Here is a 24,182-nt window from a genome sequence, read left to right on the forward strand (position 1 = left end):
GGCGCCCGGCCCGGCGGGGTTCGGCAGGCCGCCGCGGTCAGTCGTGCGCGGCCCAGGACTGGCGGGTCGACTCCTGGCCGGCGGCGTGTTCGAAGACCGCCGCGGCCAGCCACGCCTTGGCCAAGCGGTCGGTGTCGTGCGGGTCGAGGCGTCCGAAGACATCCCGCGTACGGCGGGTCCCGGCGGCGCCCAGCGCGGTCAGCACCGTGCCGGCGGTGGCCAGGTGCGCCTCGGCGAGACGGCGGGCGTCGTGGTCGACGCCGGACAGCAGGACGGCGCGTCCCGCGGCGGCGACCCGCTCGATCTGGTGGCGCAGGAGGTGCAGGGGCGGGCTGGTTCTCACGGTGGTTGTTCGTCCCTCATGACGACCGTGGGAACCAGCCCGGGGGCCGGCAGCGGCGGCCGGGTGCTCGGCCCGGTCCGGATCGCCGGCGTTCGGGCTGCCGCCGGGCGGATCGGTACCGGGCGGGGTGGTTAGGCCTTGATGGTGGTCGGGCGGGTCGGTGCGGGGTGGGGTGGTCGGGCTCGGATGGTGGTCGGGCAGGTCGGTGCGGGTGAGGGCGGTGGCCCCGAGATCGACGTGGCCGCCGGACGCCGCGGGCAGCCAGGACGCCGCGACGGCGAGCCCGTCCACCCGGCGCGGGCCGGTGAAACGGCCGATCAGCCGGACCCGCCGGCCGGGGGCGTGCGCGGCGAGGAGGCGGAGATTCGACACGTACGGAAGGGCCGGATCCCCGTGCGGCGCCGAAACGGCCACGGTCAGGCCGTCGACGCCGAGCAGCAGGCCGTGGCGGCCGGCGCCGAGGATCACGCCGTCGAGGAAGGCCAGATCGTGCGGGGCCGGGCGGTCGAGCGCGGGGAGCGCGGCGGCGGCGAGCCAGCGGGCGGCCTGCTCGGCGGGCGGGACCTGCCAGAGCGCGTCGAGCGGCGGCTCGAACCAACCGGCGCCGGACGCGGACACCGCCTGCCGGGCGCGGCCGTGGCTGAGCCGCCCGGTCGCGGAGGCGTGCGCGTTGACCGCTCGCAGACCGGCCCGGGCCAGCTCGTGATGGCTGAGCCGGACGTCACCGAGATCGACCGGGGCCCGGACCGCGGACGCGGTGGCCGGCCGCTCGGCGGGCCTGACGTCGGAGATCACCCAGAGGCGTCCGCTCGCGTCCGCCAGGTACGTCGCCGCCCCGGCGTGCCCGGTCGCGGCGCGGACCGGTTCGCAGAACAGCCCGTACAACCGGAGGTCGCCGACCGGCTCGTAGTCGCGACGGGCGGACCCTGCCGCCCCGCCGTCGCCGCTCTTCAGCCGATGGCAGGCGACCAGGACCTCGCGCAGGTCGTCGGTGAGCTCGGCCAGACGGAAGGCCGGATCGTCACGCCGGCCGGCGCGGAGCCGCTCGACGAGCCGGATCGCGGCGGCGGCCGGGCCGTGCAGGCCGGTCGCGCGGGCCTGGTGCACCGCGCGCAGCAGGTCGGCCTGGGTGACCGCGCCCGCGCCGGGCAGGCCGTTGGCCAGGACCGCGGCCGCGGCTTCCCAGAGACCGTGCGCCGCGTCGAGCTGTGCGGTGGTGACCTGCGCCGCGTCGAGCTGTGCGGTGGTGACCGGTGGGGCGTCGAGTTGTTCCGCTTGTGCTGCGCCGGCGGGAGCCACGGCCGGTGTCGGCGACTCCGTCAACACGGGCGCGGCGTTCAGGACGGCCGCCCGATGCAGGCAGCGTGGCGCCAGCAGGCAACCGCAGACGGCATCCTCCGCCGTCCTGACCGTCGCCTTCAGCGTGACCGCGACCTGCTCGTCCGGCCGGACCGTCACGCCGTCGCCGGTGACCTCGACGGCCCAGGTCGTGACCTGCGCGACGACCTCGTCCAGCCGTTTGCGCAGCCGGGCGGGCAGCGCCGCCACCGCCTCGGCGGCCACGGCGGGAGCAACCGGTGGAAGGCTCATCGGACGTGCTCCCCGATCCATCCGGCGAGCTCCGCCGGGCTCAGCGCCGCGACCGGCATCCCCGCCCCGGCCAGCTGCGAGGCGACGCCCGTGCTGTACCGCGGGCGGCCCCTGTCGTCCAGGCTCGCGCACCCGAGCGTCGTCACCCCGTCGTCGACCAGGGCGCGGACCGCGGCGAGCAGGTCACCGACCGGCCACCCCTCCTCGAAGTCACTGATCGTGACGACGAGGGTCCGGCTCGGCACGACGGCGATCTGCCGGGCGTAACGGAGTGCGGCGGCGATGTGCGTACCGCCGCCGACCTTGATCTCCAGGAGCAGTGACAGCGGATCGCCGACCCGATCGGTCAGGTCGATCACCTCGGTCGAGAACGTGACGAAACAGGTCCGCAGGGCGGGCACGCCGGCCAGCACCGATGCGGTCAGCGCCGCCCAGATCGTCGACACCTCCATCGAGCCGGAGACGTCGACGAGGAGGATCACCTGCCAGTCCACGGTGCGTCGTCCCGGGCTGCGGAACACCGGGCGCTCCGGCACGATCTGCGGCCTTCCGGCCGGATCCTGACGTACGGCGTGCAGATTGCGCCGCACGGTCGCCGCCAGATCGAGCCGGCCCGTCGGGCGCCGCGTCGGCCGGGGCGTGCCCAGCCCGGTCAGCGCGGGCCGGATCCGTCGCGCGAGCTGCGCGGTGAGCTCGTCGGTGAGCCGTGCGACGAGCGGGCGCAGCTTCGCCAGCCGGGCCTCCGGGAGACCACCGGCCATCGACAGCACCGCGTGCAGCAGGTCGATCGAGGGCCGGACACGTTCCGGGTCGGCTGCCAGCACCGCGTCGAGCCGGCCACGCTCGGCGGCCCTGGCCAGCACCTCGTCGCGTACCGGCGCGCCGAAGAGATCCTCGAGATCGTCGAGCCAGACCCTGATTTCCGGGTACGCCGTCTCGCGCCCCGCCCCGCCCCCGTCCACCGTGTAGGCGCCCTCGCCCCGCCCGGCCCCGTAGAGCTCGTCGAGCGCCGTGGCCAGTCGCCGCCCCTGCCCCGACAGCTTCTCCTTCTCCCGCCCGAGCAGCAGCCGCCACCGCTCACCGGCCGGCATGGCCGGCAGGTCCGGGGCGGCGGCGTGATCAGGGCTGCCGGTGGGGGAGGGTGGCGCACCGCCCGTCGCGGGGCCGGCTGACGCTCCGGGATCGGCGGCGGGCGGGCCCAGCCCGAGAGCCGTCAACGCGGCCAGCCCGGCCCGATCGGCCGCGACCCAGCCGGCGACCGTGGCGGCGTCGGCGGCCAGGTGCTGATCGATCACGCCGTGACGTTCGGTGACCGTGTGCAGGAGACGATCGCGGTCGGCCGGGCTCAGCGCGTCGAAACCTCCGCGCAGAGCGGGCAGGCGCCGGACGAACTGGTCGTCCGGCATCCGTTCCACGGCGTCCACCAGCGGATCCAGGAACTCCCCGCCGGCCTGCAGCAACGCCCCGGCCACGCTGAGCGCCCCGCGCAGCCGATCGGTCGCGCCCGGCTCCGGCAGGTCCACCCAGGATGCCAGCCGCGCGCCGAACGCCGCCGGCTCCTCGTGCCCGAGCAGCACCGCGACCGCGTTCGCCGCCCCGCTCATCAGCGGTGACCCGTCCCTGACCAGGCCCTGGACGGCACGCCCGAGCCGCAGCCGTCGCCCGGCCTCGTCGGCCGCCTGCACGAGGTCGAGCAGCGCCCGCGCGTCCTCGACCCGGGTCGACCCGGCCAGCCCGGCGACCGCCGCGACGGCCGCCGCGTGCAGCTCGTCCCGGGTCGTCCCGGCCGGCCCCGCGAACACCGGGTGCGGCTCGTCCTGGGTCGCCCCGGCAGCCTCGGCGGCTGCGGGGTCCGGCTCGTGCCGGGTGGCTCCCGGCACGAGCGTCGCCATGTCCGGCCCGGGCGGCAGGAGGCCCGGCACGTGGCCGCGTTCGATGCGGCCGACCAGGTGCAACGCCGCGATGATCTGCCGGATGTCACCGCCGTGGCACACCGCCTGACGCACGTCGGCGAGCCGGAGCCGCACGAGGTCCGGCAGCCCGCACACCGCTGCCTGTTCGAGGCCGGCCAGAGCCTCGTCCGCGGTCGGGCCGCCGGCCTGCCGTTCCCGGCGGCGCCGGGTGGCGAGCATGCCCTCGGCGGCCTGGGCGAGGGTGACCCCGTGCAGCCCGGCCAGGGCGAGCCCCGCGTCGGTGGCCGGGGTCCACTCGATCCGCCAGGTGCTCGTGAGCGTCTCCCCGCCGGCGACCGGCCCGGTGAATCCCGTCTCCCCGTAGGCCGCGCCGCACGCCGACATCCGCCGGATCGCCAGCTCACGGGCACGGTCGGTGGGGGAGCGGAGCGGGTCCAGGCGAACCCGCCGATACGGCCGGCCCGGCCCGGGCAGCTTCAGCGCGGCCATCTCCCGCTCGGCCGCCGGGCGCAGGCCGGTGATCGGCACGCCCCGGGGCAGCCGCCCGCGCCGGCGTCCGATCAGGACCTCCTCCATGGCGCGGGCCACGCCGCGCCCCGCACCGGCCGGGGCGCCCTGGGCGAGCACCGTCTGCAGGGCCTCGACCAGCTCACCCCGCCCGGGCGCCGGCAGCCGCCGCAGCCCGGCGAGGTCCCCGGCCAGGCGGGCCACCTCGGCGGCCTCACCCGGGCCGGCGGGCTGGCCCTGCTCACGCAGCGCGCGGGTGACCTCGACGGCGATCCGGTCCGCTGCCTGCCGCAACCGTTCTGGGTCGGCGCCGCTCTCGAGGACGGCCTGCTGCCAGCGCGGATCCCGGATCCCCGCCGGATAGCCGGAGCGCGCGTCCAGCAGGTCGAACGTGTACGGCACGAGCGAGACCACGACGTCGGCACCGGACGTGGCCGTTCTGCCCGCATCGGAAGCACGGGAAGCGCCTGGAGCCGCTGTAGCGCGGGAAGTGTCACGGTGGAGCAGGGCGGGCGCGTGGAAAGCCCCGACGACGGCGGCGATCCGGCCGGGGGTGCGCTCCAGATGGCCCCGCATGCAGGCTTCGCGGCGCAGGTCGAGCGGCTCGGCGCCGTACGCCGAAGAGTCTTGCCGCAGTGCCCAACCGGCCGCGAGGGCCGCCCGCCGGACCGCCTCGGGCGGGCTCCCGGGCGCCTCCGCCTCGACCCACCGATCCCAGAGATCGTCACCGGCCCGCCCGGACAGGCCGGCCTGCACGGCGTCACCGAGCCCGGGCGCGGAGGCGCCGGACGACCGTTCCGCAGCCCAGGCAGAATCGGTCAACGGCAGGTCCCCGCAGATCACCGGCACCCCGGCCTGCCGTGCCCAGCGGACCGCCGCCAGCTCGGGGCTGAAGTCCGCGAACGGGTAGAACGCCGTCGGCCGGTCCGCGCCGGCCGCTGCCAGAGCGACCGGCGCGACGGTATCCGGATCGGACAGCCACGTGATCCACGGCTGCATCTCCGCGGGCAGCTCGACCAGCACCGACTCCGGCCGGAACGCGTCGAGCAGTGCCGGCACGGCCGCGGCCAGCACCGGCGAGTGATGCCGCACCCCGATGAGGAGCACCCGCGGATCCCCGGCGAGCCGCTCGACGACCGCCCGCGGGTCAGTCGGCTCGGCGGCCGTGCCGGGGCCGGTCCCTCCGGTGGGCACGTGGGGGTCAGTCTCGCAGGACATCGCGGTGTTCCCACAGTTGGCGCCACATTCGTGAGCCGGCCTCGGCCCGCCGTCGCAGCGCGCCGTCCCAGTACGCCAGCAGCCGCTCGGCGTCCGACGGATCGTCCTTGCGGACCACCCCGAGCAGGTGCCCGGGGAGCAGCGACAACGGATCCGGCCCCGGCAGGTACGCCGCCGACAGCCCGATCGACGCGGCCACCGCGACCGCCTCGGCCGTGCTCATCACCGACGACGGCCGTTCCACCTCCCACCCCTCGGCGCTCGTGCCGGTCCGCAGGTCACGGAACGCGACGACGAGCGTCTCCAGCACCGCCTCGTCCACCGCGAACCGCGCGCCGCCACGTTCGACAGCGGCCCGTGCCTGCTTCGTGACCAGGGCGACCTCGGCGTCCAGGTCGGCGATCGGCGGCACCACCTCGAAGTTGAACCGCCGTTTCAGCGCCGCCGACATCTCGGACACGCCGCGGTCACGCAGGTTCGCGGTGGCGATCAGGCAGAAGCCGGGAGCGGCGTACCCGGTCGCGCCCTCCTGCCCGGCCAGCTCCGGCACGCTGATCCGCCGCTCCGACATGATCGACACCAGCGCGTCCTGCACCTCCGGCAGGCAGCGGGTGATCTCCTCGACCCGCGCCACCGCGCCGCCGGTCATCGCGGTGAGGATCGGCGACGGCACCAGCGACTCCGCCGACGGGCCCTTGGCCAGCAGCAACGCGTAGTTCCACCCGTACCGCAGCTGGTCCTCGGTCGTCCCGGCGGTGCCCTGCACGGCGAGCGCGCTCGTCCCGCAGATCGCCGCCGCGAGCAACTCGGAGAGCATCGACTTGGCGGTGCCGGGCTCGCCGACCAGCAACAGCCCGCGTTCCCCGGCGAGGGTGACGACGCAGCGCTCGACCAGCGCCCGCTCACCGACGAACTTCGGCTCGACGACCCGCCCCTCGACCGGCTTGCCGTCCGAACCGGCTGTCGCCGGCCCAGCGACCGGCTTGCCACCCGACCCGGTGATGAAGGTGACCACCGCCCGCGGTGTCATCCGCCAGCCGGGCGGCCGCGCCCCGTCGTCCGCCGCGGCGAGAAACGCCAGCTCATCGGCGAACCGATGCTCGGGCGGGTCGATCTGACGAGCGGCGGTCACCGGGTCTCCTCCAGGTCGTGATAGCGGGGCATGTCCCCGTCGAGAATGCGTTCCCACGCCATGCCGAACTGGCGTGCGTGCGAGATCAGCACCTGATGCGGCCCGTGCAGGCCGCCGAGTATGCGGGTCTTCCACGTCTCGACCGGCAGGTAGGGCGCCCGGGCCGGCCGCCAGCCACCGGGCAGGAACACCGGCCGCCCGGCGCGTTCCCGCTTCGCGGCGACCACCAGACCGGCTTCGGTCAGCGCCCGCTGCGCTGCCCGCAGCTGCGTGGAGGTCCACCCGTTCCAGGCCCGGACGTTCCGGTCGGCCGGATCCGGCAGGGCGAGCAGTTGCAGGTAGTACGCCGCCGCCCCGGCGTCCAGCCCGTGCCGCTCCTGAACGGCGCTGATCAGGTCGGGCCGGCTGATGCGAGGGTCGCGCGGATCCCCGGTGGCGCCCTCCGGGGTGACCACCGCGTCGTCGAGCAGCCGGGACAGCAGGATCCGCAGCGCGGTCGCGGTCTCGTCGTCGACCATGCCGATCGCCGGGTCGTCCCGGCCGGTCAGGTGTGCCGGGGCAAGGGCCACCCGCACGTGCGAGGTGTGTGAGTACTCGTCGACCAGGGCCGGGCCGGCGTCCGGGCGGTCCTCCGGCCGGTACCACCCCTCGCCGACGCGCAGCTCCGGGTGGCGGAGCCGCTCGCGCAGGAGTCGCAGCGCCTCGGGAAGGGCCGCGCGCAGCGGATCGTCCCAGGTCAGGTGATAGGCCAGCCAGGGCACGGCGACCACGGCAGCCCGCAGATGATCCCCGTCGAAGACGCCGTCGGTGGTCAGCCAGTCGCCGGGGGCCGGCGTTGCGATCGCTCGGAGCAGGGGCGCCGCCGCCGCGCTGTCGACGACCCGGGCCAGCCCGGCGATCAGATCGTCGGGCACGGCGACCCGGCGGCCCCGGATCGCGATCCACCGCTCGGCGATCGCGGCCACGTCCGGCCCACGGTCCCACAGCGCGGCCGGATCGGTGGGCATGGCCGCGTCCAGCAGAGCGACCCGCTGCTCCCGGCTGAGTTCTGACAGGCTTGTCCGGCCCAGCTCGGCGTGCGGCCCGCTCAGGCCGAGCAGCGTCCGCTGCCCGGGGCCGAGCTCATCAGCCGGCAGCCCGGCGAGCAGCAGAACGGCCTCGGCTCGGCTCATCCCGGTCGGGGCGACCAGTTCGCCGGCCGCCGCCGGTCGCCACGGCGCGGGACCGCGCTCGTCGAGCAGCGCCACGAACTCCCGCACCCGGTCACCGGCCAGCCTGCCGCTGGGCCGCAGGGAGTCGCGTTCCCGTAGCTGCGGACGGCCGGGCAGAGCGAAATCACCGTCCGGATCGAGCTGAATCATGATCCGTTGCCACCGGTACGGGAAAGGCGCGGGCCGGAAACCGTCCGGCGGGAACATGACCGTGAGCCGGTCGCTGTCCCGCCACCAGTCGACCGTCCCGGCGGTGACGTCGTCCTGGCTCACCTCCAGCGTCCGGATCGGCGCCCCGCCGCCGTCCAGAGGTGTCCCGGCGATCGTCGCGAGCAGGGCGGACAGGGCCGCCCGCCCGGCGTCCGGGGTGATCGGGGATGCCGCCCGCAGGGCGACTGCGCCGAGCCCGGCCAGCAGCGGCGCCCAGAGCGCGGCGGTGGCCGGCACCTCCGCCGGGTCGGTGGTGTCCGGGCCGGCCAGCAGCGCACCGATCGTGGCCACCTGCTCCAGGAACAGACTCTGCCCTTCCGGCACCGGGAACCTGGGCCAGGAGCACAGGCCGCTCCAGGCCCGCACGAGCGTGCCGTCGGTGATCGCGGGCGCTGCCGGCGGCGTGGGCGCCACCTCGGCCGGCGACCGAAGCGCGGCCAGCACTGCCAGGTCCTGGCCGAGGCGGGGCAGCTCGCTGATCAGGTCGAGCAGCATGGCGCGCGGAACGCCCCCGGTGAACGCGTCCCGCAGCGTCTGGGCCGGCAGCGCGAGCTCGTGCCGCCGCCCGTCCTCCAGCATCACGTGCATGCCATGGCGCAGCAGCGGCCGCAGCACCGGGTCGGCGGCGACGGCGGCCAGGTCACGGCGTCCGTCGCCGCGGTCGACGACCCACTTCCTGACGTCGAGCCCGTGCACCGACCGGAGGTCACCGATCTCGACCGGCACACCGGCGGCCACGCACACGTCGAGGACGTCCAGGTCGGCCCGCCATGGCTGGCCGGCCAGCCGGACCCCGCCCTCGGCGATCAGGCGCGCCGCCATTCGCTCGACCAGCCCGAGCAGGCGGGCGCTGCGCCTGTCCGGACGCGAGCGGTGGTTGCGGTGACCGAGGAACCGGACGAGCCAGCGGCCCGCCGGGATTCCGGTGAACGCCGGGCAGGCCAGATCGTCGGCCGCACCGGTCGCCTCCAGCAGTTCCAGCCAGAATTCCCGCGTGTCGGTCCGCCAGCTGGGCGGGTCGGGCAGGATCTCCAGCAGCCGGGCGCGGACCGCCGCGTCCCGCGGGCCGAGCCGGACCAGGACCTTGCGCAGAGACTTCCACACCGGCAGCTCCGCGCGAGCCGTCGCCGGAAAGGTGATCATGCGGGCGACGATCTGCTCGACCTCGTGGCCGGCGTCCAGACCGGCGGCTCCGGCGAGCCGGGTCAGGTCGGCGACGGCCGAGGCGTGCGGTGGCCCGCCACCCGCGACCCGGCCCAGGACAAGGGCCCTGACCAGCTCGTACGCTTCCAACGGCGGCCGCCGTGCCGCCACGTCCCGCGAGTACGCGCTGAGCGTCGCCGCCGTCAGCGCGCCGGCCAGCGAGAACTCCAGGTGCACGTCCCGCACCCGGTCCTCGTCCACGGCCAGCCCGTGCACCCGCTCGGCCCGGCGCGCCTCGGCGAAGCACGTCCCGGCCACCCGCTGGTTGTCGGCGGCCAGGAAGGCCCGGCCGACCTGCTCCCAGAAGGTCGGCAGCAACTCCGGCACGGTGCCGCCGATCCGCGCGGCCAGCTCGGTGTACCCGTCCCGGGCGTTGTTCGGCTTGTTCCGGGCGGTCCGGGCCAGCCGCTCCATCTCCTTGACCAGGGCGAGCGCCTGCCGCCCGTGGGCGGGGGCGTGGACCAGCGCCCACGCCGGGAACACCAGAGTGCCCGGGCGGCCGTGCCCGACCCCGGTCGCCCCGGCGGCCGTGAAGCCGAGGAACTCCATGCCGAGATCCTCGGCCGGGCCGGTCGCCGCGACGACGAGCCGGACCACGGTCCGCCCGGCGAGCGCCGGGTGCCGGTAGGAGCGAGCGGTGACCGGGTGCGGGCCCTTCCCGGCGAGAATGCCGCCGGCGTCCAGGACGGCGCTCATGACAGCCCGTGGTAGCGAGGAAGATCACCGTCGATGATCCGGGACCAGGCGGTCGCGAACAGCTCCGGCAACGGGCGGGGCACGAACAGCAACTGCCCGCCGTCGACGTAGAGCGGCAGCTTCCACGTCTCCAGCGGCAGCCGCGGCGCTTTCGCGGTCTGCCAGCCACCGGGCAGGAACACCGGCCGGGCGGCCCGCTCCCGTTTCGCGGCGACCAGCAGCCCGGCGTCGGTCAGGGCGGTCTGCGCCTTGCGCAGCGTGGCCGCCTTCCAGCCGTTCCACTGCTGGACGGCCTTGTCGGCGGGGTCGGGCAGCGCGAGCACTTGAAGGTAGTACGCCGCGGTGTCGGCGCTCACCCCGAACCGCTCGCTCACCTCGGCGACCAGGGCCGGAGCGCTGACCCGCGGGTCGTGCGGCTCACCGGTGGCGCCGGCCGGGGTGGCCACCACGTCGTCGAGCCAGTCGGAGAGCAGGATCTGCAGGCTGCCGCCGGTCGCCTCGTCGATGAAGCCGAGCGCCGGATCGTCCGGCCCGGTCAGTTTCGCCGGCGCGACCGCGTAGGCGACCCAGGCGGCGCCCGCGTGCTGGTCGACGAGGGCCGGCCCGGCGTCGGGGCGGTTCTGGGGCTCGCCGGACCCGTGGCCGACCAGCAGTTCCGGGTTCCGCAGCCGTTCGCGGACCAGGCGCAGCGCCTCGGGCAGCGTGCACCGCAGCGGATCGTCCCAGGCCAGACGGTACGCCAGCCACGGCAGCGTGACAGCGGACGCAGCCAGGTACCGCCCGTCGAACGGCACCCCGTCGTCGGCCACCATCAGCCCGTAGTAGCGGTTCGGGTCCTTCTGCATCCGGCCGTCGGTGCTCAGCCAGTCCCCGGCGGCCGGGCCGGCGATCGCCTGCAGCACCCCCGCGGCAAGGTCCCGCTCGATGAGTCGTGCCAGGTCGGAGACGAGTTCCTCGGGCACGGCGGCCCGGCGCCCGCGGAGCCGGATCCACGCCTCGGCGACCGCGGCCACGTCGGGCCCCTCCTCCCACAGCCGGGCCGGGTCGGCCGGCATCGCCGCGTCGAGCAGCGCGACCCGCTGCGGCCCGCTGAGCCGGCGCAGAGCGGCCTGAGCCACCTTGGCGTGCGCCGCGGACAGCCCGAGCGTGGCGCGTTGCCCGGCGGTCAGGAAGTTCGCCTCCCAGGCGGCGATCCCCGGCAGGCCGGCCAGCAGCAGGATCGCCTCGGCCCGGGTCATCCCGGTGGCCGCGGCCAGTTCCCCGGCGGCCTCGGGCCGCCACGGCGCCGGGCCGCGTTCGACGAGCAGCACCGCGGCCGCTGCCAGCCGATCACCGGTCAGCCGGCCGCTGGGCCGCAGCTCCTGTTCCAGCGTCCGGCCGGCGGGCGGGGTGAACACGCCGTCCGCGGCGACCTGAAGTGCCACCCGGGGCTTCTTCTGATCGGAGCGGTAGTTGAACCACCGCAGGTGCGGCAGCATCACGGTGGTCAGCGCGCCCTCCCGGCGCAGGGGCTCGTCGGCGGTGCTCTCCGGCTCGGCCAGCGCCAGCAGTCGCAGCGGCGTGCCGCCGTCCAGCGGGGTACCGGCGACAGCGGCGAGGAACACGGCCAGAGCCTTCCGGTCCCCGTCGGAGGTCGCCGGTGACGCCGCCCGCAGGGCCACCGCGCCCGGCCCGGCCAGCAGCGTCGGCCAGACCGGGCCGACCGCCCGCAGTGACTCGACGTCGCGGCCGGCCAGCAGCTCGCCGACGGCGCCGACCTGCGTGAGGATCTCGTGGCCCGCCCCGCTGTTGTTCCCGGAGCCGTAGAAGCCGTCGCGGTCGAACCCGCACAGCCCGAGCCAGGCCGTGTCGAGCTCCGCGTCGGTGGCGGCCGGCGCCGAGGTGGACCCGGTGCCGGCCCGCTCGTCCAGGTGCGCCGGGATCTCGGCGATCCGCCGCCGCAGGCGCACGGCCCGGGCGGCCACCTCCGTGATCCGTTCGCGCAGCGCCGGATCGGTGACCGCGGGCAGGTGGGCCACGACGTTCGCGGTGACCGCCTCGCGCAGCGCGACGGTGCCGGTCACCGCGTCGTCCACGTCGAGCAGTGCCGCGGCGGTCGCCTCGTCCAGCTCGCGCAGCGCGGCCGACCCGGCCTCGTCCCGCGGCCGCATCGCGTGCCACCAGTCCAGCGGCGGCACGGTCGTGGTCATCTCGCTCTGCAGCGCCAGCAGCCGTTGCCCGTCCGCGGTCCAGATCCGCAGCGCCTGGTTGCCGCGGTGCCACGACCTGGTCACCGGCAGCGGCGTGGTCGTGCCGGGGAGCAGCACCGCGCCGACCGGGACCTCGTCGTCACCGCTCACCGTCACCGTCCGCCCGTCGACCCCCTCGCCGATGGCCGTGCCCTCCGCTGTCCGGGTCACCCGCCAGCCGGCGAGGCCGTCCCGCACGCCCAGCGGCGACCCGGCGAACGCGTCCGGCACCGGCCGCAGCCGGGAGCTCTCCGGAACCAGGCTGTCGCCGGCCGCCGCGAAGAACGCCGGCGCGCTGACCCGGCCGCCCTCCCCGGTACGCGGATCGAACTCCCGCCACCGCCACCGCCGCGGCTGGTAGGGCTCGTCCGGGTTGATCTGCTCCAGCCGCCAGTACGCCTGCCCGTCCCCGGCCAGCTCGTAGTACTCGTCCCAGGTGGTGCGCGGGTCGCCGGGATGCAGGGGCCGCTGCCCGTGGGTGAGGCCACCACCGGGGACGGACATCGGCAGCAGCGAGGTCTGGATCCGCCAGTCGCCGTCGATCAGCTCGCCGGGGCGCGACGCCCAGTACCCCACCTGGCCGTCGTCGCCGTTCCAGGTGACCAGCAGGTCACCGTCGACGCTGACGCAGCCGGTGCGCGACCAGTACCCGCCGCGCGCGCCGCGCTGCCCGGCGGCCGGGATGCGGAACACGTGCTCGGTGACCTGCCCGTCCGGCGTGATCACCTGTGCCGTCCCCTCGTCGTGGACGACCAGCTCGGGCCAGCCCGCACCCTGCTCGTAGCGTTTGAGGCGGCTCACCGCCACCTCGTACGCCGGCCAGGTCAGCTCGGCGATCAGGCCGGCACGCAGGGTGCGGGCGAGCACCGCCGCCAGGTCCACGCCGAGCAGCCGCCGGAAGCCGTCCGGCGCGAGCGCCATGCCGGCCGCCGACCAGAGCGGCGCCAGCTCGGTCAGGTCGGCGTCGAGGCCGGCGACGGCGCTCGTGCCGGCCCGCCCGGTCAGCTCGCCGAGCAGGTCGACCAGCACGTCGCGCAGGCCGGCCGCGCCGAGCGACTCCCGCAGCGTCGGCTCGGGCAACGCCGGGCTGGTCAGCGAGTGGCCCTCACGCAGGTGTGCGACGGCCTGCCGCAGGCCCAGCCGCAGCCGGGGCCGCAGCTCCGGGTCGGCGGCGATCGCGGCCAGGTCACGGCGGCCGGGCCGGGGATCGCGCACCCAGCGGTCGACCGAGAAGCCGTTCCCCCGGTGGCCCTCGCCGATCCGGGTCGGCACGCCACCGGCCCGGAGCAGGTCGAGCACATCCAGGTCGGCGTTCCACGGCTGGGCGGCGATGGTCACGCCACCGTCGGCGATCAGGCGCGGGGTGATCCGCCCGATCAGCGTGAGCAGCCGCGTGTTGCGGCCGGGCGCGCCGCTGCGACGGCTGCTCAGGAAGCGCTCCAGCCAGCGGGCGGCCGGCGCGCCCGGCGCGACCAGGTCGTCGGCCGCGCCGGTGGCCTCCAGCAGCTCCAGCCACTGGTCGACGATGTCGGTGCCCCAGCCGGGCGGGTCCGGCATGATCTCCAGCAGCCGGGCACGCACCGCGGCGTCCCGTTTGCCGAGCCGGACCAGGCTCTTGCGGTACGACTTCCACACCGACGGGTGCGACCGGATCATCGCCGGATAGCCGAGCAGCTGCGCGACCACCTCGTCGGCCTCCCGCTCCGCGTCCAGCCCGGCGGCCTTGGCGAGCCGGGCCAGGTCGGCGGCCATCGTGGCGTGCGGCGGCAGCCCGCCGGCGACCCGCCGCAGGGCCAGGGTCTTGACCAGCTCGTACGCCTCCGGGGCCGGCCGCCGGTCAACCACCTCGCGCGAGTACGCCGCGAGCATCGCCGCGGTCAGCCCGCCGGCGAAGGCGAACTCCAGGTGCACGTCGCGCACCCGTTCCTCGTCGACGATCAGCCCGTGCACCTGCTCGGCCCGCCGCGCCTCGGTGAAGCACGTGCCGGCCATCCGGGAGTTCTCCGCGGCGAGGAACGCCCGCCCGGCCTGCTCCCAGAAGGTCGGCAGGAACTGCGGCGCCGCCGCGTCGAGGCGTTTCGCCAGCTCGGTGTACCCGTCCTTGGCGTTGCCCGGCTTGCCGCGGGCGACCCGGGCGAGTTTCTCCATCTCCTTGACCAGGGCGAGCGCGTGCCGCCCGTTGGCGGGGTCGTGCACCAGCGCCCAGGCCGGGAAGCCGAGCGCCTGCCGCTCGCCGTGCCCCACCTCGGCGACCCCGTCCGCGGTGAAGCCGAGGAACTCCATGCTCAGGTCCTCGGCCGGGCCGACGGTGGCGCCCACCAGCCGCACCACCCGGCGGTCGTCGAGAACGGGGTGCCGGTAGGCGCGGGCGGTGATCACTTCCGACGACGTCATCGCTGGGTCTCCTCGTCGGTGACCCGGCCGGCGTGCAGGTGGGCGGCCATCCGCAGCCCCTCGGACCAGGCGACCGGCGGCACCTCCGCGGTGGCCAGGCGCTCGCCGGCGGCGTCGGTGAAGCTCAGATCGGAGGTCTCGGTCTCGTAGCCGGGGTCGCCCTCGCCGATCCAGACCGAGGCGATCACGGGCCGCCCGTCCTCCCAGATGCGGACGATCGCGGTGCCGCCCTGCACCCGGTAGCCCGCGGAGGTGGCCCGGGACTGGACATGCCGCAGCTCCTTGAACCTCGCCGCGGAGTACCGGCTCAGCTCGCGCCGCTGCCCGGCCTCGTCGGCGGGCTTGTGCCAGACCTCCCGGAACAGCTGCAGCGTGCCCTGCTCGACGCCGAGGTCGGCGGCGAACTCGCGAAGATCGGCCAGGTCGGGCAGCCGGACCGGGTGCGGGATCAGGATCTGCTCGGCGGTGAGGCGGGTGGACTCGCCGTCCAGGTCGACCACGCCGAGGCCCTTGTCCGGGTCGGCGTCGCGCAGCAGGGCCGCGGCGCCCGGGTCCGCGCCGACCGGCACGACCACCAGGTCACGCAGGGCCGCACGCCACGCCTCGTCGGCCCACACCTGCGTGAGGACCGCCGCCGGCACCGGCAGCGAGCGGATCATCCAGCGCTCCACCTCGGCGCGGCAGCTCGCCTCGTGCCGGGCCAGCCACTCGATCAGCTGCCGCAGCCCGGTGACCACCTCGTGGTCCTTGATCGCTTTCGGCACGCTGCGCAGCGGTTTGCCGGCGGCGGTGCGCGCGATCACCTTGCGCCCGTCGACGCTCACTTCGTAATCGGCACCCGCCGAAACCCAACCCATGCCATCCCCCTCGCCGAACGTGAGGCGGATTGTGCCAGCGGCCACCGACAAAAAACGGGGCCCGGCGAACCGGGCCCCGAAAAACTTGCGAACGAATCAGGCCAGGCGCGCCCTGATCGCCTCGATGATGCGCGGCCGCAACTCGGCGGCCCTGACCACCGCGTCGACCGAGCCGACCTCGACAGCCCGCTGGATGCTGTGCACCCGGTCGAACTCGGCGGCCACCTCACCCAGCTTCTCGGTCCGCACCGACGAGCGCAGCTCGTCCAGCTCGGCCGCGAGGGAGCTGCGCTCGGCGCCGGCCGCCGCGGCGACCCGGGCCTCCAGCTCGCGCACCCGCGGGTCGCTGCCGGCCCGGGCGCTGACGTCGCCGCTGAACACCACGGCCGCGGCCGAGGCGCCACCGAGCACCGACGCGAACGACCCCTCGACCGCCAGCACCGTCATCGACGGGTTGAGCTGCTTGGAGAAGACCACGAACGCGCCACCGTGGTAGCGGGAGATCACGCAGAAGACGATCGGGCCCTGGAAGTTGACGATCGCCCGGCCGATCTCGGCGCCGTACTCCAGCTGCAGCTTGCGCATCGACTCCGGGGAGCCGTCGAAGCCGGACAGGTTCGCCAGCACGACGAGCGGGCGGTTGCCGCTGGCCGCGTTGATCGCCCGGGCCGCCTTCTTCGACGACCGCGGGAACAGCGTGCCCGCGTTGTACGCGTCCGGCCCGTCGGTGGGCGGGAAGCCGCGCCGCGGCACCGACCGCGACTCGATGCCGAGCAGGCACACCGGCATGCCGCCGAGGTGGGCGTCCTGCACGACGGCGGTCTCCGCGTCGGCCATGCCGGCCCAGCGCTCCAGCACCGCGTGGTCCTGGTCGGCGAGCGCCCGCATCACCGTACGGATGTCGAAGGGCTTCTTCCGGTCCGGGTTCGCCACCGGGGAGAAGATCTCGCCGACCGTGGTGAACTCGCTGCCCTCCACCGTGTGCGGGAAGTCCGAGATGTCCCGGTCGACCGGGTCGGAGGTCGGGATCGTGCGGGGACCGGCCTCACCGGGCACCACGTACGTGTGCTCGTAGTGCGACATCAGCACGTCCCGCGCCGCCATCAGGTTCGGCGCCCAGTACTGCGCCTGCCCGTTCGGCCCCATCACCCGGTCGTAGCCGCCGATGCCGAAGTTGTCCTCGGCCGACACACCGCCGGCGAAGTCCAGCGCGTGCTTGCCGGTCAGCACCATCGCCGAGTCCGGCGTCATGACCAGGATGCCCTTGGTGTGCATGAGCATGGTGGCCTCGGCGTTCCAGTACGGCTGGGCGCCCACGTTGATCCCCGCCACGACGATGTTGATCTCGCCGCCGGCCTGGGTGAACTCGACGATCCGCTTGAGCGCGGCGGCCACCCAGTCCATGTTCTCGGTGCCGGAGCTCATCGAGATCCGCGCGCCCGAGGACAACGCGTACCACTCCAGCGGCACCTGCAGGGAGGAGGCCAGGTCGAGGGCGGCGATCACCCGGCGGCACTCCGGCTCGGAGAGCGCGCCGAGCGACTTCGTCGGGTCGCCGAGCAGCACGACCCGCTTGATGCCCTCCGGGTGCCGCGGCGTGACGGTGGTGACCACGCCGGCGACCAGGGCCGCCGAGTTCTTCCCCTTCGGCCGGTCGACGGGGACGAGGGCGTTGTTCTCGTCGAGGTCGTGCTCGTCGAAGGCGCCGAGGAACTCCGTCAGCTCGTACGGATAGACGGTGTTCCTGCTGCTCGCCCGCAGCACCTTCTGCCGGTAGCCGTCGAGCGGCTCGATCGGGTCGTTGGAGGGCGGCCCGACCAGCAGCTCGGTGCCGCCGGTCGCGCTGAAGGTGATCCGCACGTTGGTCTTGACCAGCTCGCCGGTCTTCTCGTCACGCCGCCGCGCGATGAACAGGATCTCCTCCAGGCCGGCGCCGGCCGTGGTCGGCGACACCCGCCGGGCGATCATCTCCATCTCGTTGTACGTGAGAGCCAGTTCCGGCCACACGTAGATGACGATGCGGTTGGTGCTGAACCGCTTGTCCGAGGAGCGCCGCGACTGCGCCCGGCGGATGCCGTCCAGGCAGGTCGCGATGGTGTCCTCGGTGGTCGGCAGCGCGACCAGCCGGCCGTCCTGCTCGCGCAGCTCGGTCAGGTCGCGGATCTGCGCGAACGCCACGAGCCGGTCGTCGGACGGGTTCTCCCGGGCGACGCACTGGAAGAGGTAGATCTCCTCGTCCGCGGAGGGCAGCCGGGTCAGGTCGAACTTGCGCAGGCGTTCCAGCTGCATGCGCTGCGCGATGTAGGGGTGCAGCCCACGGATCAGCCGTTCCTCCTCCATCCCGGTCGTCGACGGCCGGAACGTGAAGTGGTGGTGCATGACCGCGCCGCTGGGCCCGGCGACCGTGGTGGTGAGCCGGCGCACCTGCGGGGGCAGCGCGAGCCCGCTGATCACCTCGTGCAGGGCGGTGGCCATCTCGTCCGGGTCGGCCGGCTGGCCCTCCCACGCGAGGTAGACGTCGGCGTCGACAGGTCCGCCCTGAGCGGCCAGCTCGCCGAGCCCGGTCAGCACCGCGCTCAGCTTGTCGAACCGCTCGGCGGCCGACGCCAGGCGCGCGCCGTCCCGCTCGGCAACGACGAAACCGACACCATTGAAGACATCTGCCCGTACGTCGTTGAGGCCCTTGTTCCCGTAATAGCGCCGGGTGAGCACCTCGAGCAGCACCGAGTTGTCGAGGTTGTGCCGGACCAGTCGCTGGCCGAGCAGGCGCACGAGAGGTTCGGTGCTGCGCACCATCTCGGCGATCCGGTCGTCGCGATCGCCGGACCGCGGGAACTCGTCGAGGTGACGCAGGTGCTTGCGGATCTTCGCGTAGACCTCGGCCCGGTGCCGGCGCAGCAGCGGCTGGCCGAACCAGGTGAACACGACACCGCGGGCCAGGTCGGCCACGGCCGGGAAACGCACCTGGGTGGCGGCGATCAGCCGCTCCAGGACGAGACCGGCCGGCTCGTGCAGCGTCGCGTCCGGCGGCGGCTCCTGCAGCCAGGCACGCAGCAGCGCGGCGATCGCGGCAGCGTCCGCCGTGGAGCGCTGCTGGGCCAGGAAGATTCGGAACACCGCGGACTCGAGGTCGGGCGTGCGCTCCAGCTCGGTGACGCCGTAGTGGCCGAGCGCCTTGGACAGCCTGGTCTGGAACGACTGCGGCAGGCCGGCCCGCTCCACGTCGAGGCTCTGCAGGTAGCTGTGGAAGAACTCCCGCGCGCTGTGCACGTGGGTGTCGCCGCCACCCTCCTCGCCGGCCGGCCGGTTGCGGCTCAGCTCGGTGAGGTCGGCGAAGACCTCCATCAGCGCGATCTCGCGGTCCAGCGGCCGGTGGCCCTCGTCGGTGGCGGCGCGGCGGGCGGCCAGGTAGTCGTCGAGGACGCGGCGCTCGTCGTGCGGGTCGGCGTCGAAGCCGAGCAGCAGGCTGCGCAGGTCCTCCACGCCGCGGGCGGCACGCAGGCGGGCGGGCTGCCCGTCCGGCACGGCCGGCAGGTCCACGTCCACGGCGTTCTGGGTGACGGCCTGCGCGGCGTCGTCGCCGCCGATCGGCTCCAGGCGCAGCAGCGCGGCGCCGGCGTCGACCTTCGCGCCGACCGCGACCAGCACCTCCTTGACCCGGGCCCGGAACGGCGCTCTGAGCACCGCCTCCATCTTCATGGCTTCCAGGACAAGGACCGGCGCGCCGGACTCGACCTCGGCGCCGGGCTCCAGGGGAGTGGCCACGACCAGGGCCGGCATGGGGGAGCGCAGCACGCCGCCCTCGTCCCGGCTGACCCGGTGGGTGACGCCGTCGACCTCGACCAGGGTGATCGCGCCGTGCGTGCCGGTGAGCAGCTTGTGCCGCACGCCGTTGACGGTGATCCGGCCGCTGTGCTCGTCGAAGCGGTCCAGCGTGACGTCGGCGAGCCGGACGTCCTCACCGGCCTCGATGCCGACCCGGAACCGGTGCGCGCCGACCCGGGCGACCCGCACCCGGTACGTCGTCCCGCGCAGCTTCAGGTCCAGCGGCGTCCCGCTCTCGTGGCGCACCTGGGGCCGCCCGCCGAACGCGGTGGAGAACAGGCGCTGCTGCTCGACGTGCTCCTCGTCCTCGTACGCCTCGATGGCGGCCGCGGCCAGGGCGACGCCGGAGTGCCGGTCGGAGACCAGCCGCCCCTCGCCGCGGACCCGGTCGATCCACCCGGTGTCGGCGCTGCCGTCGATCACCTCGGGCTGGTCGAGCAGATCGAGCACGAAGCTCTTGTTGGTGGCGCCGCCCTCGATCACGACGGTGGTCTCGGCCATCGCGCGGCGCAGCCGGCCCAGGGCCTCGTCCCGGTTCTTCCCGTACGCGATGACCTTGGCGATCATCGAGTCGAAGTCGCCGGGGATGCTGTCGCCCTCGCTGACGCCCGTGTCGACCCGGATGCCGGGGCCGGCCGGGAAGTCCAGGCGCGCGATGCGGCCGGGGGAGGGCGCGAAGTCGCGGTCCGGGTCCTCGGCGTTGAGCCGTGCCTCGATGGCGTGCCCGCGCTCGACCGGCCGCTCACCGGTCAGGCGGTTGCCCAGCGCGACGTGGATCTGTGCCTTGACCAGGTCGAAGCCGGTCACGTACTCGGTGATCGGGTGCTCGACCTGCAGGCGGGTGTTGACCTCGAGGAAGGCGAGCAGGTCCTCGCCGGGGTGGTAGAGGAACTCGACGGTCGCCGCGCCGCGGTAGCCCACCTTGACCGCGAGCCGCTCGGCGGACGCCTTGAGCTCGGCCGCGCGCTCCGGCGGCATCACCGGGGACGCCGACTCCTCGATCACCTTCTGGTTGCGGCGCTGCACCGAGCAGTCGCGCACGCCGATCGCCCACGCGGTGCCCTGGCCGTCCGAGATGACCTGCACCTCGACGTGCCGGGCGCCGGTGACCAGGCGCTCCAGGAACACGACGCCGGAGCCGAACGCGCGCGCCGCCTCCTGGCTGGTGCGCTCGTAGGCGTCGGTCAGCTCGTCGGCGGAGGTGACCTTGCGGATGCCGCGGCCGCCGCCACCGGCGGTCGCTTTCAGCATCAGCGGGTAACCGATCCGCTCGGCCGCCCCGAGCGCGGCCTCCAGGGTTTCGACCGGCCCGCGGCTCCACGCCGCGACCGGGACGCCGACCTCCTCGGCGATCAGCTTCGAGCCGATCTTGTCGCCGAGCTTGCGCATGGCGTCCGCGCCCGGCCCGATGAACGTGATCCCGATCCGGTCGCAGAGCTCCGCGAACGCCGGGTCCTCGGCGACGAAGCCCCAGCCGACCCAGGCGGCGTCCGCCCCGGTCTCGACCAGCGCGTGCTCCAGCAACTTCAGGTCCAGGTACGGCCGTGAGGCCGCCGGCCCCAGGTCGTACGCGATGTCTGCCTCGCGCACGAAGGTGGCGGTCCGATCGACGTCGGTGTACAGCGCGACGGTCTCGATCGGCGCGCCGGTCTCCGCGGCGAGCTCCCGGACGGCATGGATGAGCCGCATCGCGGCCTCACCACGGTTGACGATGGCGATTCGTTTGAACACCCGATCGAGCCCTTACCTCGGCAAAAACCTTCGCCGAGAGAATACAGATGGTAGGGCCCGTTCAGCGCCAAGCGCCGTGCCTGAGCTGCCGTTAGGGGTTACTCACCGGTACTACTCCAGGGTAGGCGATCTCGTTCCCCGGTGTCGGTACGCAGGCTCGATGCATCAGCCCGGATGGATGCGGTCTCGTTGGGTGAGAAACCGTACCCGGCGGCATGGACTGAGCTGATCAGTTGGACATACCGGGCGTTTGGCACGGTGAGCTGCGCGTTGTCTGCCCCGCCGTCGCCGGTGCCGGCAGTGCGCGGGGCCGAGTCGTGGGAAGACCTCCCGGCTCGGTACGTCCACGCGCCGGCCGCCTCCACGAGCCTGCCGCACGGGCCGGCGTCGTGCCCGCCCCGAGATCCACTACGACTCGCCGGTCGTCCGCTGCGGAACTCGCCCCGCGTGGCGGGCCGCGCTTCGTCGCGGGACACCGTGGCCGCGCGAGGCGTCGCGGCACAGTGGCGTGCCGGAGCCGGTCGAGCGAGGTTCGCGCTGCTCACGCCGTACGGGAAGCCTCGCAAAGGTGTTGATCGTCAGAAGTGCTCGTCGATGCGCCGCGGCGATGGAGGGCAGCCGGCACGTCTTGTCCCTCGATCGGTGCGCATCTCGCAAGTTGCACGAGCCGCACGCAGAGCCCAGACGCTTTTCGGACTTCGCGTCCCCCCATAGGGGTGTTGACCGTTCCCAGGGACGCGCCAATCCTTGGCGGCGGTCACCGAGCGGTCACCGTCCGAAGCAGGGTCCCAGAGGGGAGCGACATGCAGCGCAGGAGCGACCGGACCATCCGGGGCCGCGTGGTGCGGATGCTGGCGCTGCCGCTGGCGGCCGTGCTGGCGCTGCTGACGGTCATCTACGTCAACGAGATCGCCCGGTATCGCAACGCCGCCGCCACCGCGCACCGCATCACCGTCATCCTGGCCCTGCAGAGCCTCGTCCAGGAACTGCAGAACGAGCGCGGCCTGACCGTCGCGGTGATCGGCGGCAACACCGGCTTCCGCGACCGCATCGCCCCGGCCCGCGAACGGGTCGACCGGCAGCGCGCCGCGGTCCGCTCCGCGCTGGACGGCGAGGATTCCGCGACGCTCGACGAGCTGGACGGGCTGCCCCGGATCCGCAACAGCGCGGACGCCGGCCACGCCGAACGCGACGACACCTTCGACTTCTACACCGGGCTGATCGAGGACCTCAGCGGCGACACCCGGCGCCTGGAGATCGTGCAGGACCTCGACCTGCGCCGCGGCGCCGAGTCGCTGGAGATGCTCACCGAGGTCAAGGAGGCCACCGCACAGGAATGGGTCTTCCTGGACGGCGTGATCACGGCCGGCGGTTTCCAGAGCGGCGAGTTCTCCGAACTGCTGAACATCGTCGCGTCGCGGGACCTGTCACTCGGCGAGTTCGACGAGTTCGCCGACGCGCCGGCCGCGGCCGCCAAGACCCGGGTGCTGGCCAGCCCCGCCGCCCAGCAGGCCCGCGCGGTGGAGACCGCCGCCCTGCGCGCCGGTGACCGGCAGAGCCTGGTCGCCGACTCCGGCGCCTGGTGGAGCGCGGTCGCCACGATGCTCGACGACATGACCACGCTCGGCGCGCAGATCGGCACCGGCACCCTCACCCGGGCCCGCGACCTGCAGAAGACCGCCACCCTGCGGCTCGGCGCGCTCTCCCTGGTGGTCCTGCTCTGCCTGGCCGGCTCGGCCTGGCTCGCCATCGGCGCGACCCGTTCGCTCGCCGAGCCGCTGGCCGAACTGGCCGGCGAGGCCGACCGGCTGGCCCGGGAGAGACTGCCCGAGGCGGTACGCCGTGCCGCCGCCGGCGAGGAGACCGGGCCGCCCGAGCCGGTGCCGGTCGCCGCGGGCGCCAGCGCCGAGGTGCGCCGGGTCGCCGACGCCCTGGACCGGGTGCGGGCCACCGCGTACACCCTCGCCACCGAGCAGGCGCTGATCCGCCGCGGCACCTCCGAATCGCTCGCCGACCTGGGCCGGCGCAACCAGAACCTGCTCCGCCGCCAGCTCAGCTTCATCACCCGCCTGGAACGCGAGGAGTCCAGCCCGAACGGCCTGGCCAACCTCTTCGAGCTGGATCACCTGGCGACCCGCATGCGGCGCAACGCGGAGAGCCTGCTCGTCCTGGTCGGCGCGGCCAGCCCCCGTACGTGGCCGCGCCCGCTGCCGCTGGCCGACGTGATCCGGGCCGCGGTCTCCGAGGTGGAGGAGTACCGCCGGGTCGTGCTGCGCCGCCTCGACGAGGCGATGGTGCACGGCGCGGTCGCCAGCGGCCTGGCCCACATGCTCGCCGAGCTGATCGAGAACGGCCTGACCTTCTCCCCGCCGGACCTGGAGGTGGAGATCCACGGGCGGCGGATCGGCGACGGCTACCTGATCGCCGTCTGTGACCAGGGTATCGGCATGAACGACGACGACCTGGCCCGGGCCAACCAGCGGCTGCGCGGCGAAGGTGACTTCATGACCGGGCCGGTCCGGTTCCTCGGCCACTACGTCGTCGGCCGGCTCGCCGCCGAGCTCAACGCCGACGTGCGGCTCACCCCGTCCCCGGTGACCGGCGTGACCGCCCGGATCAGCCTGCCCGCGGCCCTGCTCGCCGAGCCGGCACACCTGCCGGCCGCGCCTGCCGCCGCTCCCGCTCCGGCGCATCTGCCGGCCGGGCCCGCCGGGGCTCCCGCTCCGGCGCACGCTCCCGTCCAGGCGCCTCCGCTGGAGCAGCCGCGGACGGCGGACCCGGTCCGGATCCGGCCGCGCGCGCTCGAGGTCGACTACGTGGTCGTCACCGACCGGCCGGCGGCCCCGGCGCTGAGCGAGGCGACCCTGGGCGTGCCGGCACTCGGCGTCGCCGCTCAAGCGACAGGCATCGAACGTACCGCCAATGGTTTGCGCAAACGCATCCCGCGTGCCCGCAGGCCGGACCGTCCGTCCGTGCCCGCCCCCCGGGAGGAGCCCACTGTGGAACTGAGCAACTCACCGGACGAGATCCGCACCCGTCTGACTGCTCTGCGCGACGGCATCCAGCGGGGCAGCGGCCTCGCGGCCACCTATGAGGAGACCCGATGAGCGAGCTTGCGAGTGCA

Annotated in this window: 8 protein-coding genes; 1 reads left to right on the plus strand and 7 read right to left on the minus strand. The window is 74.6% G+C overall.

What is annotated here, in order from left to right; genetic code table 11:
- Window positions 1–37 precede the first annotated feature (37 nt).
- The 7 genes from Acy02nite_RS08010 to Acy02nite_RS08040 form a co-directional block, all read right to left on the minus strand.
- Window positions 38–1,933 carry a hypothetical protein gene (locus Acy02nite_RS08010; protein WP_203739182.1) on the minus strand — a complete coding sequence of 632 codons (1,896 nt, stop codon included), beginning with the start codon at window positions 1,931–1,933 and terminating at the stop codon, window positions 38–40.
- A complete protein-coding gene (locus Acy02nite_RS08015) occupies window positions 1,930–5,547 on the minus strand; it encodes a DUF5682 family protein (protein WP_239174436.1) in 3,618 nt (1,205 codons plus the stop codon). Before Acy02nite_RS08015 ends, Acy02nite_RS08010 begins: the two co-directional genes overlap by 4 nt.
- Before the next feature lie 7 nt (window positions 5,548–5,554).
- Window positions 5,555–6,703, minus strand: coding sequence for an ATP-binding protein (locus Acy02nite_RS08020; RefSeq protein WP_239174438.1), 1,149 nt, complete (start codon window positions 6,701–6,703; stop codon window positions 5,555–5,557).
- A complete protein-coding gene (locus Acy02nite_RS08025) occupies window positions 6,700–10,023 on the minus strand; it encodes a hypothetical protein (RefSeq protein WP_203739184.1) in 3,324 nt (1,107 codons plus the stop codon). Before Acy02nite_RS08025 ends, Acy02nite_RS08020 begins: the two co-directional genes overlap by 4 nt.
- Window positions 10,020–14,645 (minus strand): hypothetical protein, encoded by a 4,626-nt coding sequence (locus Acy02nite_RS08030; protein ID WP_203739185.1) that lies wholly within the window; start codon window positions 14,643–14,645, stop codon window positions 10,020–10,022. The genes Acy02nite_RS08025 and Acy02nite_RS08030 overlap by 4 nt, the downstream gene beginning before the upstream one ends.
- Window positions 14,642–15,502: a DUF4132 domain-containing protein gene (locus tag Acy02nite_RS08035; protein WP_203739186.1), complete on the minus strand. Its 861-nt coding sequence runs from the start codon at window positions 15,500–15,502 to the stop codon at window positions 14,642–14,644. The genes Acy02nite_RS08030 and Acy02nite_RS08035 overlap by 4 nt, the downstream gene beginning before the upstream one ends.
- A gap of 96 nt (window positions 15,503–15,598) precedes the next feature.
- Complete coding sequence (locus Acy02nite_RS08040; protein WP_203739187.1) at window positions 15,599–21,058, minus strand: ATP-binding protein; 5,460 nt, start codon at window positions 21,056–21,058, stop codon at window positions 15,599–15,601.
- Window positions 21,059–21,861: 803 nt separating this feature from the next.
- Here Acy02nite_RS08040 and Acy02nite_RS08045 point away from each other — a divergent pair.
- Window positions 21,862–24,165, plus strand: coding sequence for a sensor histidine kinase (locus Acy02nite_RS08045; RefSeq protein ID WP_203739188.1), 2,304 nt, complete (start codon window positions 21,862–21,864; stop codon window positions 24,163–24,165).
- Window positions 24,166–24,182 lie beyond the last annotated feature (17 nt).

The sequence above is a fragment of the Actinoplanes cyaneus genome, from assembly GCF_016862095.1.
Lineage (GTDB): Bacteria > Actinomycetota > Actinomycetes > Mycobacteriales > Micromonosporaceae > Actinoplanes > Actinoplanes cyaneus.

Bases quoted from the DNA above. Each gene is read 5' to 3' on its own strand.
- Acy02nite_RS08010 (WP_203739182.1), bottom strand. From the start codon at position 1,933: ATGAGCCTTCCACCGGTTGCTCCCGCCGTGGCCGCCGAGGCGGTGGCG.
- Acy02nite_RS08025 (WP_203739184.1), bottom strand. From the start codon at position 10,023: ATGAGCGCCGTCCTGGACGCCGGCGGCATTCTCGCCGGGAAGGGCCCG.
- Acy02nite_RS08030 (WP_203739185.1), bottom strand. From the start codon at position 14,645: ATGACGTCGTCGGAAGTGATCACCGCCCGCGCCTACCGGCACCCCGTT.
- Acy02nite_RS08035 (WP_203739186.1), bottom strand. From the start codon at position 15,502: ATGGGTTGGGTTTCGGCGGGTGCCGATTACGAAGTGAGCGTCGACGGG.
- Acy02nite_RS08045 (WP_203739188.1), top strand. From the start codon at position 21,862: ATGCAGCGCAGGAGCGACCGGACCATCCGGGGCCGCGTGGTGCGGATG.